Source organism: Massilia brevitalea (assembly GCF_030711405.1).
Lineage (GTDB): Bacteria > Pseudomonadota > Gammaproteobacteria > Burkholderiales > Burkholderiaceae_D > Telluria > Telluria brevitalea.
In genome coordinates, this window is the sequence record NZ_JAULSI010000013.1 from 37,457 (window position 1) to 56,838 (window position 19,382).

The 19,382-nt window shown below is 65.4% G+C and carries 15 protein-coding genes; 5 read left to right on the forward strand and 10 right to left on the reverse strand.

The features are described from left to right. Positions 1-24: 24 nt before the first annotated feature. The 8 genes from QWL29_RS10245 to QWL29_RS10280 form a co-directional block, all read right to left on the reverse strand. Entirely contained in the window at positions 25-1,371 is a 1,347-nt protein-coding gene (locus QWL29_RS10245) for a TadA family conjugal transfer-associated ATPase (RefSeq protein WP_305822789.1), read from the reverse strand. An 11-nt stretch (positions 1,372-1,382) separates the two neighbouring features. After that, a complete protein-coding gene (locus tag QWL29_RS10250) occupies positions 1,383-2,558 on the reverse strand; it encodes a CpaE/TadZ family protein (RefSeq protein WP_305822790.1) in 1,176 nt (391 codons plus the stop codon). Between the two features lie 133 nt (positions 2,559-2,691). After that, complete coding sequence (locus QWL29_RS10255; RefSeq protein ID WP_305822791.1) at positions 2,692-2,964, reverse strand: hypothetical protein; 273 nt, start codon at positions 2,962-2,964, stop codon at positions 2,692-2,694. A gap of 9 nt (positions 2,965-2,973) precedes the next feature. After that, positions 2,974-4,488 carry a type II and III secretion system protein family protein gene (locus QWL29_RS10260; protein ID WP_305822792.1) on the reverse strand — a complete coding sequence of 505 codons (1,515 nt, stop codon included), beginning with the start codon at positions 4,486-4,488 and terminating at the stop codon, positions 2,974-2,976. Positions 4,489-4,513: 25 nt separating this feature from the next. Next, positions 4,514-5,368 (reverse strand): Flp pilus assembly protein CpaB, encoded by an 855-nt coding sequence (gene cpaB / locus QWL29_RS10265; protein ID WP_305822793.1) that lies wholly within the window; start codon positions 5,366-5,368, stop codon positions 4,514-4,516. After that, a complete protein-coding gene (locus QWL29_RS10270) occupies positions 5,365-6,732 on the reverse strand; it encodes an ATP-binding protein (RefSeq protein WP_305822794.1) in 1,368 nt (455 codons plus the stop codon). The genes cpaB and QWL29_RS10270 overlap by 4 nt, the downstream gene beginning before the upstream one ends. 95 nt (positions 6,733-6,827) lie before the next feature. Continuing rightward, positions 6,828-7,394, reverse strand: coding sequence for an A24 family peptidase (locus QWL29_RS10275; protein ID WP_305822795.1), 567 nt, complete (start codon positions 7,392-7,394; stop codon positions 6,828-6,830). Between the two features lie 61 nt (positions 7,395-7,455). Continuing rightward, positions 7,456-7,644 carry a Flp family type IVb pilin gene (locus tag QWL29_RS10280; protein ID WP_229436074.1) on the reverse strand — a complete coding sequence of 63 codons (189 nt, stop codon included), beginning with the start codon at positions 7,642-7,644 and terminating at the stop codon, positions 7,456-7,458. A 358-nt stretch (positions 7,645-8,002) separates the two neighbouring features. Between QWL29_RS10280 and QWL29_RS10285 the strand changes: the two genes are divergently transcribed. Beyond that, positions 8,003-9,043, forward strand: a complete 1,041-nt coding sequence (locus QWL29_RS10285; RefSeq protein ID WP_305822796.1) for a GGDEF domain-containing protein — start codon at positions 8,003-8,005, stop codon at positions 9,041-9,043. On the opposite strand, the gene QWL29_RS10290 is transcribed toward QWL29_RS10285, so the two are convergent. Next, positions 9,040-10,260 carry an HD-GYP domain-containing protein gene (locus tag QWL29_RS10290; protein ID WP_305822797.1) on the reverse strand — a complete coding sequence of 407 codons (1,221 nt, stop codon included), beginning with the start codon at positions 10,258-10,260 and terminating at the stop codon, positions 9,040-9,042. The two genes, QWL29_RS10285 and QWL29_RS10290, sit on opposite strands and share 4 nt — an antisense overlap. A gap of 254 nt (positions 10,261-10,514) precedes the next feature. Between QWL29_RS10290 and icmF the strand changes: the two genes are divergently transcribed. Further along, positions 10,515-13,814 (forward strand): fused isobutyryl-CoA mutase/GTPase IcmF, encoded by a 3,300-nt coding sequence (gene icmF, locus QWL29_RS10295; protein ID WP_305822798.1) that lies wholly within the window; start codon positions 10,515-10,517, stop codon positions 13,812-13,814. Positions 13,815-13,832: 18 nt separating this feature from the next. On the opposite strand, the gene QWL29_RS10300 is transcribed toward icmF, so the two are convergent. Beyond that, on the reverse strand, positions 13,833-15,038 hold the full coding sequence (locus tag QWL29_RS10300) for an FAD-dependent oxidoreductase (RefSeq protein WP_308635241.1): 1,206 nt from the start codon (positions 15,036-15,038) through the stop codon (positions 13,833-13,835). Between the two features lie 57 nt (positions 15,039-15,095). On the opposite strand from QWL29_RS10300, the gene QWL29_RS10305 reads away from it, so the two are divergent. From QWL29_RS10305 to QWL29_RS10315, 3 genes are all read left to right on the forward strand, one after another. Then, on the forward strand, positions 15,096-15,407 hold the full coding sequence (locus tag QWL29_RS10305; protein ID WP_305822799.1) for a hypothetical protein: 312 nt from the start codon (positions 15,096-15,098) through the stop codon (positions 15,405-15,407). 205 nt (positions 15,408-15,612) lie between these two features. Beyond that, positions 15,613-18,387 carry an XrtA/PEP-CTERM system TPR-repeat protein PrsT gene (prsT, locus tag QWL29_RS10310; RefSeq protein ID WP_305822800.1) on the forward strand — a complete coding sequence of 925 codons (2,775 nt, stop codon included), beginning with the start codon at positions 15,613-15,615 and terminating at the stop codon, positions 18,385-18,387. Positions 18,388-18,552: 165 nt separating this feature from the next. Further along, positions 18,553-19,326 (forward strand): N-acyl amino acid synthase FeeM domain-containing protein, encoded by a 774-nt coding sequence (locus tag QWL29_RS10315; RefSeq protein ID WP_305822801.1) that lies wholly within the window; start codon positions 18,553-18,555, stop codon positions 19,324-19,326. Positions 19,327-19,382: the final 56 nt, after the last annotated feature.

Sequence of the window (19,382 nt, forward strand, 5' to 3'; positions counted from 1 at the left end):
CCACTGCAGGCGCGGCCTGCCGGTTCATTGGAAGATGCGGTCGGGGTCGAAGGTATCATCGGGGATCGCGGCGCCATACATCTTGAGGCGGTCGGCAAAGCGCGGCCGCACGCCGGTGGCGCTGAACTGGCCCTGCACCTTGCCGTCGCGGTCGACCCCGGTCTGCTCGAAACGGAAGATTTCCTGCATCGAGATAATGTCGCCTTCCATGCCGGTGATTTCCTGGATGCTGACCAGCTTGCGGCAGCCGTCGATCAGGCGCGAGGCCTGCACCACCACGGTCACGGCCGAGCAGATCTGCTGGCGGATCGCGCGCGGCGTCAGGTTCACGCCGGCCATGCCGACCATGTTCTCGAGCCGCGCCAGCGCGTCGCGCGGGGTGTTCGAGTGAATCGTCGCGAGCGAGCCTTCGTGGCCGGTGTTCATCGCCTGCAGCATGTCGAGCGCTTCCGGGCCGCGCACCTCGCCCAGGATGATGCGGTCGGGGCGCATGCGCAGCGAGTTCTTGACCAGCGCGCGCTGGGTGACTTCGCCCTTGCCTTCGATGTTGGGCGGGCGGGTCTCGAGGCGCACCACGTGCGGCTGGCGCAACTGCAGCTCGGCCGCGTCCTCGATGGTGACGATGCGTTCAGTAGCTGGGATGAAGCCCGACAGCAGGTTCAGCAAGGTGGTCTTGCCGCTGCCGGTGCCGCCCGAGATCAGGATGTTGATCTTGGCGATGCCCAGGCCCTGCAGCACCTGGATCATTGGCGGCGTCACGCTTTTATAGTCGAGCAGGTTCTGCACCGTCAGCGGCGACGCGCCGAAGCGGCGGATCGACAGCAGCGGACCATCCACCGCCAGCGGCGGGATGATCGCGTTCACGCGCGAACCGTCGGGCAGGCGCGCATCGACCATCGGGCTCGATTCATCGACGCGGCGGCCGACGCGCGAGACGATCTTCTCGATGATCTTCATCAGGTGCGCATTGTCGTGAAAGGCAATGTCGGTCAGTTCCAGCTTGCCGCGCCGCTCGACGTAGACGCGGCTGGCGGTATTCACGAGGATGTCGGACACCGTCGGGTCGTTCAGCAGCGGCTCGAGCGGGCCGAAGCCGAGCATCTCGTGCTGGATGTCGAGCACCAGGTTGTGGCGCTCATGCTGGTTGAGGACGATGCGTTCTTCCTCGATGATGCGCTGGATCAGCAGGGCCAGTTCGTGCTTGAACTGCTCGGTGGTCAGGCGCTTCAGGCGCTCCAGGTCGATCCGGTCGAGGATCATCTGGTGCATCGATTTCTTCAGTTCCTGGTAGGCGCCGTTCGACGCGTCGGCGGGAAGGGCTCCGGGACGGCGTTCGTCATCGGAAACGGACAGGCGTTCGCGCAGCGACATGGCTACTCCTTTCAGTAATCGTTTTCGCCGCGGCCGAACAGACGGCCGAGCAGGCCGCGGCTTTCGGGCGCGCGGCGCGCGGTGACCAGCTCCACCAGGTCGGCCAGGCTGCGCGCCGCCGCGCTGGCGCGCGACAGCTCCAGCACCGGCACACCCTGGTTGACCGAGTCGGTGACGGCGATGTAGTCGTTGGGGACGGTGTGCACGACTTCGCAGCCAAGCGCGGCGTGCAGGTCGGGCAGGCGCAGGCGCCCGCCCTTTTCGTAGCGGTTGACGATCAGGCGGATGCCTTCGATCGGGTAGCCGAGCGAGCGGAAGATGTCGAGCAGGCGGCGCGCATCGCGGATGTCGGGCAGCGCCAGCTGCAGCACCGGGTAGATGGTGTCGGTGCTGTCGAGCGCGCGCAGCGACACGGCGTCGATCTGGCGGCCAACGTCGAGCACGATGTAGTCGTAATGCTGGCGCGCCACGCGCAGGATGGCATCGATATGTTCCGGCTTGGCTTCCTTGGTTTGTACGGGATCGTCGGCCGCGGCCAGCACGCCGAAGCCGGGCGTCACGTGCACCAGGCAAGACTCCAGGAAAGGCCCGTCGATGCGCGCAATCTGTTCGCAGACGTCGGACAGGGTCATGGTCGGCTTCTGGTCCGACACGTACAGCGCGGCATCGCCGAACTGGCCGTGCAGGTCGATCAGCAGCACCTTTTTCTCGGCCAGCGTCGCCAGCGCGTAGCCGAAATTGGTCGAGATGAAGGTAGCGCCGCTGCCGCCCTTGCAGGCGATGAAGGCCAGCACCTTGCCCTCGCGCAGTTGGGCAACGCCGGCGGCGGCGGCGATGCGGTCCATGGCCTCATGGAAGGCGCGGTGCGCCAGGGGCAGCTGTAGCACTTCGCGCACGCCGGCGCGCATGGCGCGGATCAGGAGCTGGGTATGATGTTCGCCGGTCAGCAGCATGAACTGCGCCTCCGGATATTGGCGTGCCAGGCGTTCGAGCAGATCGGCGTCGTCGGGCGCCCCGGCGCCGGCATCCACGATCACCAGGCCGGGCGCCTCCGCCAGGGGGCGGTCGAGCGCCTCGCGCATCGAGACGCGGCTGTTGGCGACGTTCAGCGGCGGCACGCGCGCCGCACCCTGCGAGGCGATATCGGCATACAGCAGGCTGTCGCGGCTGATCAATAGGGCTTTCATGACGATCCTCGTTGAGGCTCAGGTTGCAAGTGAAAATCGGGAGGCGAACGCGCCAGCCGGCGCCCGGCACGCCGCCATGGCGTCTCGGGCGCCGGCCTGCGCGCCCGCAGCGCACAAGCGCGCATTGCCATGCTCATTGCCCGCTGCCCATGATCCTGATGACCGGCGCCGGCTCCGGCTCCGGCTGGGCAAAGGAGCGCTGGTAGCGGGCTTGGGCGGCGCGCGCCGCCGGTCCGTCGATGCCATGCGCCGGATTGGCGTTGGCGGCGTTCTGCGGCGCGATGGTCTGCGCCGCCAGGTTGGCGCGTACCGAAGCGCCGAAGTTCTTGTTGAAGCGCGGAGCGGTCGAGCAGCCCAGGGTCAGCAGCAGCAGCGCCACGCACGCGATAGTCTTGCAGGTAGCCATGGCTGCCTCCTATTTGAGTTCGAAACCGTCGACGCTCTGGGCCGGACGCGCGATAGGCTTGGCCGGCGCCGGTGGACCCTCGAGCCGCCCGCCGAGCATCAGCGCAGCGCGCGAAGGCGCATCCACGCGGTCGGTCGGCAGTGCGTAAGCCGTTTCCGTCAGCGGCTTGACCAGGCGCGCGGTGATCACGAACACCAGCTCGGTGCGGTCTTGCTGGAAGTCGGTGCTGCGAAACAGCGCGCCCAGCACCGGTACCTGGCCGAGCAGCGGCAAGCCTTTCAGGTTGGTCACCAGGTTGTTCTTGATCAGGCCGCCGATGGCGAAGCTCTGGCCGTCGTACAGCTGGACGGTGGTGCTGGCGCGCCGCGTCGTCACCACCGGCAGGATGGCGCCGCCGGACAGGCCGACGGCGCTGATGCCGATGCCCTCGCGCGAAAGTTCCGAGACTTCGGGCGCCACGCGCAGGTTGATGCGGCCGCCGCTGAGCACCGTCGGCGTGAAGCGCAGGCCGACCCCGAATTCCTTTTCTTCGAGCGTGACCCTGTCGCGGTCCTGGGACACCGGGATGTAGAACTTGCCGCCCGCGAGGAAGCTGCCTTCCTGGCCGCTGATGGCCATCACGTTCGGCTCGGCCAGCACGCGCACCAGGCTGTCCTTGGTTTCGGCATCGACGCCGAAGCCGTTGCCGTTGCTTTTGCCAAGGCGCAGGCCGCCACCGGTATTACCGGTCAGGAAATTCGACGCCAGGGCGGCAGCCCAGCTGCCGGATGTGGTGCGCCAGCTGGCGCCGGCCTCCAGGCGTTCGAGCAGGGTCTTCGAGACCTCGGCTATCTTGACTTCGAGCTGCACCTGCTGCGGCGCGCTCACGCTCAGCAAATTCACCACACGCAGGTTGGCGGCATTCGATCCGCCGTTGGCGGCGGCATTCTGCTGGTCCGGCGCCAGCTCCTTCGGCACCGCATTCATCGGACGCAGTGGCTTGCGCACATAGGCCAGCGCCAGCTCGGCGGCGCGCGCTACGGCGCCAGCGTCCGATACGGTGCCGCTCAGGACCAGGGAATCGGCGGCGGCCAGTACCCGGATGTCCTTTTCCTCGGGCATGACCGCGGTCAGCGTGGCTTGCAAGGCGCTCGGGTCCATTGCCACGGTGATGTCGAGCACGCTGCACAGGCCACTCCTGCCCTGCACGATCATGTTGGTGGTGCCGACGTCGATGCCGGCGATGTACATGGTGTCGGGCGCCACCAGCATCGCCTGCACCACCGAGGGGTTGCCGACGCTGCGGTTCTGCACCGGTTCCTGCAGGCGCATCAGGGTCGACTTGCCCATTTGAAGCGCAACCTGGGCCGGGCGCGCAGCCTCGCCGCTGCAGCGCGGACCGAGTTCGTTGCGCGCACCTGTGGCCGGCGCAGTATCGGCCTGGGCCGCGGGCCGCGCCGCCTGGGCCGTGCCGGCCAGCGCCAGCGCCAGGCCACCGAGCAGCAGGCGATGGGCATGGCGGGTTTTCGAAGGACTCGTGTTCATGGTTTCACCTGGCACACGTTAGGGTTCAGAAGCACTCTTGCGAGGAATGCAGGCCGTTGATGACAGCAACGCAGTCGCGGCGTGCGGGTGGTGTGGCGACGCGGTGCACGGCCGGCTTTTGCGGACGCGGCGCGGCAGCGGGTTTCGCCGGCGGCACGGGTTTCGGCGGCGTCGCGCCCGGCAGCAGCGTCAGCTTGGTGGCGCCGCCGGTCTGGGCCGACTGCGGGTCGACCTGGTTGCGCAGCGCCAGCGACAGGGTGCCGACGCTGCGCGCCAGGTCGAGCGTCTCGGCCTGTTCGGGAGATACTTCGAGCGTGACGGCATTCACCACGCGCGGCTTGGTTTCGTCGCGGTTGACTTCCTGGGCCACGGCCAGCACCAGAATCCGCTCGAGCACGATCTTCGAGATGTCCTGCTCGCGGTTCTCACCCGGCTGCGGGTCCTTGCGGGTGCTGACGATGATGTCGACGTAGTTGCCCGGCAGGGTGAAGCCGGCCACGCCGATCACATCGTTCACGCGCACCGTAATGGCGCGTTTGCCTTCGGTGATCAGGGCCGACAGGCCGCCCAGGGTGCCGGCCGGGGCCAGCTTGGCTTCGCTGACCGGTTCGCCCGCCAGCACGCTGCTCCTGAGCACCCGGCCGGCCAGCTTCTGCGGATCGGCATAGGCGCCTTTTGGCACGCTGTCGGAAGGCCAGTCGGCCAGCTTCAGCATCTCCGGCGTGAGGCGCTGGCCGAGGCTGATGTCGGTGGCGGCCACCACGATGTGGCCGGAATTGGATCCCGGCTGCATCAACAGCCAGCGCGAGGCCAGGATCACGGCCGTCAGGCCGAACAGGATGGCAACTGCCATCACGGCAAGGGCGCGCTTGTTTTTCATGATGCGATTCCTGCGGCAGGGGTCGGGACGCTGGCGCAGACGCTGTTCCACGCCTGCTCCAGGGCGGCAATACTCAGGCACGGCTCGGCGCCGGCCAGGCTGGCGAAGTCGGCCAGGCGGCCGAGCAGTTCCTGCGGGTAGCAGGCCAGCAGCGGCGTACCGCTCTGGCGGTGCAGGCGCGTTACCAGGTGCTCGAGCACGTTCTCGGGGCAATCCAGGCTGCGCAGGCGGCACTGGCGCCGCACCAGCGCGCGGTAGCCGGCATCCGGCAGCGCGCCCAGTCCGATGCGGTAGCCGACCCGGCGCAGCATGGCCGGATCGAACACGCTCGACGGCGCCAGGTTGGTGACGAATACCAGCAGCGTGTCGAAAGGCAGGGACTCGGCTTGTCCGCCCAGGCGCAGCGGGCCGCCGTCGAGCGGTCCCAGCCAGCGGTTCAGCAGCTCGGCAGCCGGCAGGCGCTGACGCCCGAGGTCGTCGATCACGAGGATGCCGTTGTTCGCCTGCAGCTGGGGCGGCGCCTGCAGCACGCCATGTTCGCTATCGAGACGCAGTTCGAAGGCGGCAGGGTCGAAGTCGGCGCCGACGTGCACCAGCGGACGCTGGCAGATTACCCAGCGCGCATCGCAGCTGCGACGCTCGTCCTGCTGGCGCACCAGCGGCAGCGGCGCCGGGTGGCAGGCCGGGTCGTACAGACGCACGATGCGCCCGCCGATCAGCACCGCGTGCGGCACTGCGACCGCCCCGGGCAGCAGGCGCGCCAGCTTGCGCGCCAGGGTCGTCTTGCCGCTGCCGCTGGGCCCATGCAGCAGCAGTGCGCGCTGCGACTGCAGGGCCGCGCCGAGCAGGTCGCGCTGGGCCGCATCAAGGCCGTCGCCGGCCAGCAGCGCGGCCAGGTCGGCGGCGCGCGGACGGCTGGCGCCGGGCTGGCGCAGCGACTGGCGCTCGACCAGCGCGCGCCAGGCGGCCAGCGTCACCGGCGCCGGGCCGACATAGCGGCATTCGGCCAGGGCCTCGAGCGCGGCGCGCTGGCCGATCGGGGTCAGCTGGTACTGGACATCGATGTCCGATTCGCCGCACCAGGCCACTTCGGCCTGCTGTTCGGCCATCAGCCCGGCCAGCACTTCGCGCAGCACGCTGACCGACAAGCGCAGCCTGCCGGCGAGCAGCGGCAGCGGCGCGCGCCCGGTCGCGTGCAGGGTCTTCAGCGCCAGTGCCGCCACGAGGCGCGCATCGAGCCCGGTGTCGCTGACCGACTTGGCCTGGCGCGGCAGGATTGCCGCTACCTCCAGCTCGCCCGGCGGCGCGGCCGGCGCCATGCGCTCGGCGGCGGTCCCTGGGCTCCACGACAAGGTTTCGATCATCGCTTTCTCCTCGTACAGCAGCAAAATATTTCCTGACGTCATCAATTCTAGCGAGCCAGTCCCTGGCGCCCTTGAGATGTAGCAAGCTATGGCGCTCAGCCGTGGTAACGCTGCCCCAGCAGCCAGAGCGCGCTCAGCGCGATCGCCAGTCCATAGGGCATGGAGCCGGCGCTCTGTGCAGGCGCATCGTCCGGACCGGCGCCAGGTCCGGGGCCAGGATCGACGCGCAGCCAGGCCAGCAGCGGCAAGGGCAGCAGTGCCAGCACCAGCTTGCGCAGCGCGTTCCAGGCCAGCTGCCAGCGTCCGGTGGCAAGAATGATCAGGAGCGACATGATCCCGCCTGCGCACCAGGCCAGGATGCAGGCATGGAGGGTCTGGCCCGGACCGAAGAACAGGCCGACGGTGGCCATCAGCTTGACGTCGCCGGCAGCCATCCCGCGCAACATATAAAGAGGGATGAACAGGGCGAAGCCGACTGCAGCGCCGCCAAGCGCGCCGGCAGCGGAACCGGCAGGCGTGGCGCCGGAAAGGTGCAGGCCGAAGACGCCGCACCAGGCAGCGAGCAACAGAAGATTCGGGATCTTGCGGATCGCCAGGTCGGTCACCGCGGCTCCGACGGCAAGGACAAGCAGCATCAGGTCAAGCCAAGTTTGCACAGGCATGATTGCGCTCCTCAAAAAAAAAGCCCTCCGGACCGAAGTCCGGAGGGCAAGACCTAGTGAATTACGGAGCCAGTGCAGCGACCAGCTTGTCTTTCACGGTGGTAAAGGTCGTTTCGATCTGCTCACCCAGCAGCGTAGCCGCACCGGCCATCGCGACGCCGATCAGGGCAGCGATCAGGCCATACTCGATGGCAGTCACACCGTCTTCATCTGCAACGAAAGCTTGGATAGCGGTAAAGATCGTTTTCATGACAAACTCCATATGGTGGTTTATAAGAACAACCCTGAAACGGAGTACTTCTGCTGACTCGGCTGACGCTGCTTTGTCGTTTCCGTTTCAGTGAGTTCATCATATGGTTTAGTGCCGTAAGGCAACTTGAGTGTCCTCAAATTTTCCCATGGGAATTATTTACTTGGGGAAATGTTTGAGCCGTCGCAAACGAAAAATGGCGTGCAACCATTTTGCCAAAAGAAAAGGCGAAATTATTGCTGTAAATGCAAAAAACGTTTATGCTATTCCACTTGCTCTTTGGAAATTTCACCTTCTATAGAGAAGTGGCAGGGCGCCGTGTTGCGGCGAGTGGGTAGATTACATTTCTGAGAATGACATGGATTCCCTTCTGAAACACATGGTGGACATGACTGGCCACCGCGACCACACGATGCTCGATATCTCGGTGATCGCGGCAGTGCAAGAATTGGCCGCCGCCGTGCAAACGCGGGTGTTATCTCTCTATAACGTCGCCGGCCAGCTCCATGTGCGGGTTCGCGCCAGCATCGAAGCCGGCGCCGGCGCCCGGGTCCACGATGCGCTCGACAGCGCCGTGCCGGGAGCACCGCTTTCCAGCTATCCCGAACTCGCGGCCTGCCTGGCCGCCCGCGAGACCAGCGCCGAAGCCGTGGCGCCCGATGGCACCCGCACCCTGTGGCTGCCGATCTGGTTCGGCGACAAGGCCGACACCTGCCTCGAGATCGTGCGCGAGGCGCCCTTCCCGGCCCAGACCATCCATACGGTGGCCGGCATCGTCGGCGTCTACCGGAATTTCCAGAATCTGCTCGACTACAGCGAACGCGACTCGCTCACCGGCCTCCTGAACCGCAAGACCTTCGAGGACCAGCTGGCGCGCATGCTGCAATGCCCGTGCGAGCCGGAGCCGCCGCAGCCCGGCCAGCCCGAGCGGCGCCAGCATCACGAAGAAGAAAAGCAGTGGCTGGCCGTGGTCGACGTCGACCACTTCAAGCTCGTCAACGACACCTTCGGCCACCTGTACGGCGACGAAGTGCTGATCCTGATCGCGAACCAGCTGCAAGCCTCGTTCCGTGCCCAGGACCGGGTATTCCGCTTCGGCGGCGAGGAATTCGTGGTGCTGCTGCGCGCCACCACACTGGAGAATGCGCGGCGCATCATCGACCGCTTCCGCACCAACGTGGAAAGCTACGACTTCCCGCAGGTCGGCCGCGTCACGGTGAGCGTCGGTTTCGTCAGCATCAGCCCTTTCGATTCGCCGGTGGTCACGCTCGGCCATGCCGACCAGGCCCTGTACTTCGCCAAGACCCACGGCCGCAACCAGGCCTGCCACTACAACGAACTGGTCGAGCAAGGCCTGCTGCAGACCGTCGCCTCGAACGATACCGCCGAATTCTTTTAAGCGACCAGCAGGAAGCGGTTCGGATCGACCTGCCACTTCTCGGGCGACTCGTGGCGCACGATCTTGTCGCCACCGCCGAAGCCCAGCGCACGCGATAAATCGACCAGCTCGGGCCGGATATAGGTCTGGCTCTTCGTATTGAAGAACACGTTCACCTTCGGTGTGAGCAGGTTGCTTTCGTGCGGTTCGACCACCACGCCCAGGCGCCCGGATTCCAGCATCACCATGGTGCCGACCGGGTAGATACCCACGCAGCGCATGAATTCCTGGGTCAGCGCAGGGCTGAAGTGAAACTTGCTCCACTCGTAGATCTTGCGCAGCGCATCGGCCGCCGGCATGCCTTTGTGGTAGCTGCGGTCCGAGGTGATCGCATCGTAGACGTCGACGATCGCCGCCATCTGCGCCAGTTCGCTGATCTCGCCCTCTTTCTGCAGGTCGGGGTAGCCGTTGCCATCGCGCCGCTCGTGGTGGTGCAGCGTGATGTCGAGCGGGATCGTGCCGATCTCCGGGTTCTGGCGCAAGATGTCGTAGCCATCGCGCGGATGGCGCTTGATGATGGCGAATTCCTCGTCGGTGAGGCGGCCCGGCTTGTTCAGGATGGCGTCCGGCACCAGCGCCTTGCCGGTGTCGTGCAGCAGGCCGCCGATGCCGGCCTGGTAGATCGTGTCCTCGTCCATGCCGCGCGAACAGCAGAACGCCACCAGCAGCGTGCACACGCTGACCGAATGCAGGAAGGTGTAGTCGTCCTTGGTCTTGATGCGCAGGAGACCGAGCAGCGCGCCCGAATTGCGCAGGATCGATTCGGTGATGTTCTGCACCACCGGGCTCACGTTGTCGAGCTCCACCGCCTTGCCCAGGCGCGCGTCCTGCATCACGGTGCGCACCAGGCCCACCGCCTGGCGCCGGATGTTCACCGCGCGCTGCATCTCGTCGGCCAGGCTGGCGCGCGCCGGCCTGACCGGTGCGGACGCGATGTCCACCACGTCGCGCTCGGTTGCGGCCTGGACTTCGGCCAGGGTCGGGGCGTCCGCCACGTCCAGCCCTTTGGCGCAATCGATCACTACCGCGCGGATGCCGGCCTTGAGGATCTTGCGGATCTCGTCTTCGCCGGTGAGCACGAAGCGGGCGCGGACAAAGGGGTGCTCCATCCAGCCGCAATCCAGGTCGTGGATGGCCATACCGAGGCGCAGCTGTGAGGAATCGATTTTCTTGAGCATTGCTGGAGACAGGCGAGGTGTTAGTCTCCGCCACCGCGGCGGACCACAGAGTATAACGCTCAGCTTTCCTGCATATCCTTCCTGTCGATAAAGTAGAGCAACTAGTGTTGCAAAAATGCACAAAATAGTTGCTTATGGAATGGCGGCGGCTTCGCCAAACGCATCACATCCCCCTACCTCGAACTTGACGTTAACGTTAACGTCATATACCGTACAAATCGACCCTGTCCGCTTCCGCTTCCAGAAGGAACACCATGAACGACATCACCCCCGCCGCCAAGCTCGACCTGCCTGAACAGCCCAAACTGGCCAACAAGGTGCGCTTCGTTACTGCCGCCTCCCTGTTCGACGGCCACGACGCTTCGATCAACATCATGCGCCGCATCCTGCAGTCGAACGGCGTCGAAGTCATCCACCTCGGCCACAACCGCTCGGTCGACGACGTCGTCACCGCGGCCCTGGCCGAAGACGTGCAAGGCATTGCCATCTCCAGCTACCAGGGCGGACACGTCGAGTACTTCAAGTACATGATCGACCTGCTGGAGCAGCGCGGCGGCGCCCACATCAAGGTGTTCGGCGGCGGCGGCGGCGTGATCGTCCCGTCCGAGATCGCCGAACTGCATGCCTATGGCGTCACGCGCATCTTCAGCCCGGAAGACGGCCAGCGCATGGGTCTGGTTGGCATGATCCGCTCGATGATCGAAGCCTGCGACATCGACCTTTCCCCGTATGCGCCCACCAGCCTGGACGCCCTGCAAACGGGCAGCATCGAGCAACGCCACCGTCCACTGGCCCAACTGATCACCGCCCTCGAAAACGGCAAGGCCGACCCGCAACTGCGCAAGGCGATCGTCGAAGCGGCCGATACGATGCGCGTTCCGGCGCTCGGCATCACCGGCACCGGCGGCGCCGGCAAGTCCTCGCTCACCGATGAACTGATCCGCCGCATCCGCCTCGACCAGAACGACCGCCTGAACATCGCGGTGATCTCGATCGACCCGTCGCGCCGCAAATCGGGCGGCGCCCTGCTCGGCGACCGCATCCGCATGAACGCCATCAATCCGTGGAACGCGAATGGAGAAATGCGGACGCGCGTCTTCATGCGCTCGCTGGCCACGCGCGAAGCGGGTTCCGAGATTTCGCATGCCCTGCCGGACGTGATCGCGGCATGCAAAGTCGCCGGCTTCGATTTGGTCATCGTCGAAACGTCCGGCATCGGACAGGGCGATGCCGCCATCGTGCCGCACGTCGACGCTTCGATGTACGTGATGACCCCGGAATTCGGCGCCGCCTCGCAGCTGGAAAAGATCGACATGCTCGATTTCGCCGACTTCATCGCCATCAACAAGTTCGACCGCAAGGGCGCCCAGGACGCGCTGCGCGACGTGGCCAAGCAGTACCAGCGCAACCGCGAACTGTGGATGCAAAGCCCCGACCAGATGCCGGTGTTCGGCACCCAGGCCTCGCGCTTCAACGACGACGGCGTAACCGCCCTCTACCACGGCCTGCTGCCGAAACTGGCGGAACTCGGCCTGAAGCTGGAAGCCTCGAAACTGGCCGCACCCGAGCAAAAGCATTCGAGTGGCAAGCACGTGATCGTGCCGCCAGCCCGCGCGCGCTACCTGGCCGAGATTTCGGACACCGTGCGCGGCTACCATCGCAACACGGGCAAGCAGGTAAAGCTCGCGCGCGAGCGCCAGCAACTGAGCGAAACGAAGCGCATGCTGGCCGCCGCCAACCGTGAAGTGGTCCTCGACGACCTGATCATGGAACGCGACAACGCGATGGACGCGAATGCGAAGAAGCTGCTTGCCATGTGGCCCGACATGCAGGCCGCCTATGCCGGCGACGACTATGTGGTGAAAATCCGCGACAAGGAAATCCGCACCAAGCTGGTCCAAAAAACCCTGTCCGGCACCACCATCCGCAAGGTCGCGCTGCCGAAATTCGAGGACCACGGCGAAGTCCTGCGCTTCCTGATGCTGGAAAACGTGCCGGGCTCCTTCCCGTTCACGGCTGGCGTGTTCGCCTTCAAGCGCGAGGGCGAAGACCCGACCCGCATGTTCGCCGGCGAAGGCGATGCCTTCCGCACGAATAAGCGGTTCAAGCTGGTCTCGACCGGCATGGACGCAAAACGCCTGTCGACCGCCTTCGACTCGGTCACCCTGTACGGCGCCGATCCGGCGCTGCGTCCCGACATCTACGGCAAGGTCGGCAATTCGGGGGTCTCGATCGCGACCCTGGACGACATGAAGGTGCTGTACGACGGCTTCGATCTGTGCAGCCCGAGCACCTCGGTCTCGATGACCATCAACGGCCCGGCCCCGACCATCCTGGCGATGTTCATGAACACCGCCATCGACCAGCAGATCGAGAAGTTCGTTCAAGATAACGGCCGCCAGCCGACCACCGACGAAGCCGCGAAGATCAGGGAATGGGTGCTGGCCAACGTGCGCGGCACCGTGCAGGCCGACATCCTGAAGGAAGACCAGGGCCAGAACACCTGCATCTTCTCCACCGAGTTCTCGCTGAAGGTGATGGGCGACATCCAGGAATACTTCGTGCACCACCAGGTGCGCAACTTCTACTCGGTGTCGATCTCGGGCTACCACATCGCCGAAGCCGGCGCGAATCCGATCTCGCAGCTGGCATTCACGCTGTCGAACGGCTTCACGTTTGTCGAAGCGTATCTTGCGCGCGGCATGCACATCGACGACTTCGCGCCGAATTTGTCGTTCTTCTTCTCGAACGGCATGGACCCGGAATACACGGTGCTGGGCCGCGTGGCGCGCCGCATCTGGGCCGTTTCGATGCGCGACAAGTACGGCGCCAACGACCGCTCGCAAAAGCTGAAGTACCACATCCAGACCTCGGGCCGCTCGCTGCACGCGCAGGAGATCGACTTCAACGACATCCGCACCACGCTGCAGGCGCTGATTGCGATCTACGACAACTGCAACTCGCTGCACACCAACGCCTACGACGAAGCGATCACCACGCCAACCGACGAATCGGTACGCCGTGCATTGGCGATCCAGCTGATCATCAACCGCGAATGGGGTCTGGCCAAGAACGAGAATCCGAACCAGGGTTCTTTCATCATGGACGAACTGACGGATCTCGTCGAAGAAGCCGTGCTGCAGGAATTCGAGCGCATCGCCGAACGCGGCGGCGTGCTGGGCGCGATGGAAACCGGCTACCAGCGCGGCAAGATCCAGGAGGAGTCGATGCTGTACGAGCACAAGAAGCACGACGGCTCGCTGCCGATCATCGGCGTCAATACCTTCCGCAATCCGAAGGGCGCGGAAGCCCCGGCCACGATCGAGCTGGCGCGTTCGACGGATGACGAGAAGCAGTCGCAGCTGACGCGCCTGGAAGCCTTCCACGCCCGCAATGCGAGCGCGGCGCCTGCCGCCCTGGCCGCCCTGCAGCAGGCCGCGATCGACAACCAGAACGTGTTCGAAAAGCTGATGGACGCCGTGCGCGTCTGCTCGCTGGGCCAAATCACGACCGCGCTGTTCGAGGTGGGTGGGCAGTACCGCCGCAATATGTAAGTCCGGCGCCTGCCGGACTCACTCCCCGCGCAAGGTCCTCGTGGCCGGCGCGGGGATTTTTTTCGCCTGCTGCTGGGGCGGCGCCGCGATGCTGCGCACCATCAGCTGCGGAATGCCGGGCAGCTTCAGGCCCAGCCCGAACAGCAAATCGCGCCACAAGCCGTTACCGTCGGCCTGGAAGCAGGGCGTCAGCGCCTTGCTGAACAGCTGGTAGTTGCGCACCGCGCACAGGCGCTCGGTCGAATACAGCGCCGCGCCGGCGATGGCGCCCTCTTCCGCCACGGCAGTGGCCAGCGCCAGCGCATCCTGCACCGCCAGCGTGCTGCCCAGCCCCAGCTGCGGGCTCATCGCATGCGCCGCGTCGCCGACCACGCACACCGGCCCGCTGGCTAAACGCTGGGCGCGTGCGTGGCGGTAGGTGGCCAGCGCAAACTGCTCGTGGCCGACGATCTGCTCGACCACCGGCAAGGACTCCGGCCACAGGTCCAGCAATTCGGCCGTCCAGTCCTCGATGGGCCGCGCCTGCCAGGCGGCATAGCCGGCGCAAGGCAGGCTCCAGAACAGCGACAGGCGCAATCGATTGCCGATGCGTGCAGTCGGCATCAGCCCATACATCTTGCGCGTCCCGCCGTAGCGCTGCTCGAGCAGGGCCTGGCCGGCCCAGTCGTCCACGTCGAACATGGCCCACAATGCGCCCCATTCGTAGACCGTGGACGCCACCGCCAGCCCGACCTGGGCCGGCAATGTAGAGGCCGCGCCGTCGGCGATCACCACAAGGTCGAAGCGCCTGTCCTCACCCGATGTCAGGACCGCAGCCTGCGCGCCGTGCACCACGACCCGCTCGACCGGGCTGACATAGCGCACCTGCACACCCAGCGCCAGCGCCGCATCGAGCAGCAGCTGCGCAAGCGCCGTCCGGCTGACGCCACGCGCCTCGCCCTGGCCGTAGTCGATATCGACGATGCGCCAGTTGCGCTGGCAGGTACCGATCAGGCGCGTCACCGGCACGCTGGCCGCATGGAAGGCAGCGCCGACGCCGAGCGCGTCGAGGGCGGCGATGCCCTGCGGCTGGATCAGGATGCCCGCGCCCAGCGGCGCCAGGTCCCGGTGCTTCTCGAACACCGTCACCGCGTGGCCGGCACGCGCCAGGGCAATGGCCGTGGCCAGCCCCGCGGTTCCGGCGCCGACGACTCCCACTTCCAGCGAGTTTCCATTTGGCATCATCAGGCCATTCTAATGGATGTTCTAGAATGGCTCTACCGCTAACGGACGGAGTCTCGCATGCCGATCAAACCCGAACACCTCGCCGCACTGATGCGCGAAGTCGAGCAGGAAGACCCGATCGATTTCGCCGACCTGCCCTTCGCCGAGGAAGACCTGCGCGAACTGGTGGCCACCCACCTCTGCGAGATGGCGGCCTCGATGGAAAACTTCAGCACCGAGGACCGCCTGATGACCCTGCTCGCGGTGTCGGCCAAGCTGGTGCTGGAAAACATGGTCCTGCACATCCAGCTGCTGCGCCGCCATGGCTTGCCGGTGGGCGAGAACGTCGAGGCCCTGCTCGGCCGCTTGCGCAAGGGTGACGCCGGCTAGGTTTTGACTGCCTTCAGGCATCCCCACCTGCGAATAAGAATTCTTCTGAGAAATAACGTTCTCAGGAGAAATCGCGTGCATGCAACAGCAATAAAATTGTGCAGGGATTTGTGTGAGATACACCCCATTCCTTGAGGTATTATTGTTAGTGAGGAAACTCGTCGCCCGCCTTTCGGACGGCACCTGCACAACCCCTGAGGAACCCATGTCCCGTAAAGTCTCCAAGATCACCCTGACCACCGCCGCCCTGACGAGCGCCCTCCTGCTCGGCGCACTCGGTGGTTGCAGCCGCGACGAATCCACTGCAACGCTGCTGGCCGAGGCCAAGCAGTACCAGCAGAAAGGCGACACCAAGGCCGCCCTGATCCAGTTGAAGAATGCGGTGGCGAAGAGCCCCGAAGATGCCGAAGCGCGCCTGCAGCTGGGCACCCTCTACATCGAGACTGTCGATCCGGTCTCGGCCGAGAAGGAATTGCGCAAGGCGGCCAGCCTGGGCGCCCCGTCCGAGCGCGTGCTGCCGCAGCTGGCGCGCGCCCTGCAGTCCCAGGGCAAGTTCAAGGAAACGCTGGAAGAGCTGAAACCGGAACTGGTAGCCAAGTCGGCCCCGCTGCTGGCCCTGCGCGGCGACGCCCTGCTGGCCCAGAACCAGCAGGACGAAGCGAAGAAATCGTATGAAGCGGCGCTGGCCCTGCAGGCGAACAACGGCGCAGCCCTGACCGGCATGGCGCGTTACGCCCTGGTCAACCGCGACGGCGAAGCGGCCGAGCGCTATGCAAGCGAAGCGATCACCAAGGATGCGAACAACGCAGACGTCTGGATGTTCCGCGGCGGCATGCTGCGCGCCACCGGCAAGGGCGACGACGCCATCAAGGCGTTCGACAAGGTGCTGGCCCTGCGTCCGGCCGACCGCAATGCAAACGTCGAAAAAGCGTATATCCGCATCGAGCAGGGCAAATACGCCGAAGCGCGCGCCGAAATCGACGCCGGCCGCAAGGCCGCGCCGAACAGCCTGGCCGTGGTCCATGCCCAGGCCCTGGTCGACTACACCGAAGGCAAGTACCCGGCCGCGCGCGAATCGCTGCAAAAGATCCTGAAGAGCGCACCGGAACACATGCCGAGCATCCTGCTAGCCGGCGCCGTGGAACTCAACCTGGGCGCGAATGGCGCGGCCGAGAGCCACCTGCGCAAGTACCTGGCGACCGATCCGAACAACCTGTACGCGCGTAAACTCCTGGCCCAGGCCCTGCTCAAGGGATCGCAGCCGGGCGACGCCGTCGCCGCACTGGCCCCGGCCCTCGACAGCACCAACGACCCGCAGCTGCTGGCCCTGGCCGGCGAGTCCTACATGCAGGCGCGCGACTTCGGCAAGGCCACCGCCCTGTTCGAAAAGGCCGCCAAGCTGGCGCCCGACGCCGCCGTGGTCCACACCTCGCTCGGCCTGTCGCGCATGAACCAGGGCGACAGCGCCCAGGCCATCAACGAACTCGAACGCGCCGCCGAACTCGATCCGAAATCGCCGCGCGCCCTGACCGCCCTGGTCCAGGCCGAACTCAACCTGAAGCACTACGACAAGGCCCTGGCCGCAGCCGAGAAGCTGGAGCAGGTCCAGCCTGAAAATCCGCAGACCCAGAACATCAAGGCATCCGTGTACTTCGCCAAGGGCGACGTGGCGGCCGCGCGCGCCGCTTTCGAAAAGGCGCTGCAGCTGCAGCCGACCTTCTTCCCGGCCGCCGCCAGCCTGGCCCAGCTCGACCTGCGCGAGAACAAGCCCGACGCCGCCCGCAAGCGCTTCGAAACCATCCTCGAGAAGGACAAGAAGAACTTCGGTGCGATGGCCGCGCTGGCCGACCTGGCCATGCTGCAGCAAAAGCCGGACGAAGCCACCACCTGGCTGGAAAAGGCGCAGGCCGAGAACCCGGACGCGATTCCCGCCGTGCTGAAGCTGGGCGCCCACTACCTCGGCACCAAGCAGGAGAAAAAGGCCCTGACCCTGGCGCGCAAGTTCCAGGCCTCGAACCCGACCAGCGCCGACATGCTCGACCTGCTCGGCCAGGCCCAGCTGGCCAACGACGACGGCCAGGGCGCGCTCGACAGCTACAGCAAGCTGGCCGGCATGATGCCGAAGTCGGCCCTGGCGCAGATGCGCCTGGCCTCCGCCCAGTCGCGCCTGAAGAACGACGCCGCAGCCGCCGACGCGCTGAAGAAAGCCGTCGCGCTGCAGCCCGATCTGCTGCAGGCGCGCGTGGCCCAGGTGGAACTGGCCATGCGCCGCGGCCGCCAGGACGAAGCGCTGGCGCTGACGCGCGACATGCAGCAGAAGACCCCGGGCTCGCCGATCGGCTTCCTGCTCGAAGGCGACCTGCAGCAGACGCTGAAGAAGCCGGAACTGGCCGTGGCCGCCTATGACAAGGCATTGGCGATCACCAAGTCGGGCACGGTGCTGATGCGCAGCGCCGAAGCCCTGCGCCGGGCCGGCAAGACCAAGGAAGCGCAACAGCGCATCGCCAACTGGGCCAAGCAGAATCCGAACGACGCCACGGTGCAGATGTACCTGGCCGAGTCGCACATGGCCGAGAAGCAATTCAAGCCGGCCATCGCCATCCTCGAGGGCTTGGTCAAGCGCGATCCGAACAACGGCGCGGCCCTGAACAACCTGGCCTGGGCCTACCAGCAGGACAAGGACCCGCGCGCGCTGGCCACGGCCGAGCAGGCCTACAAGGTGGCGTCGAACAATGCCGCCGTGATGGATACGCTGGGCTGGATGCTGGTGGAGCAAGGCAATGTCGAACGCGGCCTGCCGCTGCTGCAAAAGGCGGTGGCGGGTGCGCCGGGGGCGCCGGAACTGCGCTATCACCTGGCGGTCGGCCTGAATAAATCGGGCGACAAGAAAGCCGCGCGCAAGGAACTGGAAACCCTGCTGGCCCTGAATCGCCCTTTCGCGCAGCTCGAGGACGCGCGCGCGTTGCTGAAAACGCTATAACGTTCTACTATCTGAACATACTAAAAAATCCACACAAGCAATGCGATAAATGGATGGATAGGGGTGCGTCGCGCCGGGGTTTTCGACTAGCGAAAAGCCTGGCGCGTACGTCGTAATCGGGGTGCTGCCGGATGCCGGCAACACCGTCAAACGAGGTGTCCTGCGATGACGAATAACGATGATGTGAAAGACAATGGAGATGTTTCCGTCGAAATTCTATCGAACGCTCATGTTTTTGAGGATCGCGATAATATAGCGAGCTCGGAATTAGAGGATGTTATCGTGAACCAAGATTCATATGGAATCCGGCTTACCGATACGGCGAAAGGACGCAATTCGGCCAGCATGCTGGTCAACAAAATGTACGCCTGGCGTGGCTACGCGGGCACGCACCAGTTCTCGGACGACCCCAACCGCATCACCCTCACCGCCACCGACAAGGGCGACGTGGTGGGGACGCTGACGCTGGGGATCGATTCGCCGATCGGCCTGATGGCGGACCAGATTTTCAAGGAAGACCTCGACGGCTTCCGCGCCGCTGGCGCGAAACTGTGCGAATTCACCAAGCTGGCATTCGACCCCACGGTACGTTCGAAAACCTCGCTGGCCAACCTGTTTCACCTGGCCGTGATTTACGCCCGCGATATCCACGATTGCACGGATATCGTTATCGAAGTCAATCCGCGCCACCGCCGCTTTTATGAGCACATGCTCGGTTTCAAACGCGTCGGCGACGTCAAGACCAATCCGCGCGTGAATGCGCCTGCCTATTTGCTGCGCATCAGCCTCGATTATGTGACGGAGCAGATCAAGAGCCTCGGCGGCACCTGGTCGACCACCACCAACGAACGCTCCTTCTATCCGTATTTCTTTTCGCCGCGCGAAGAGCAGGGCATTATCAATCGCCTGCGCCGCATCGACGAACAGCAGGTCGCGTAATTCATCGTCCGGGCGCCATGGCGCGCCCATTCCTGCCGCAGCATCCGCCGTCCCTT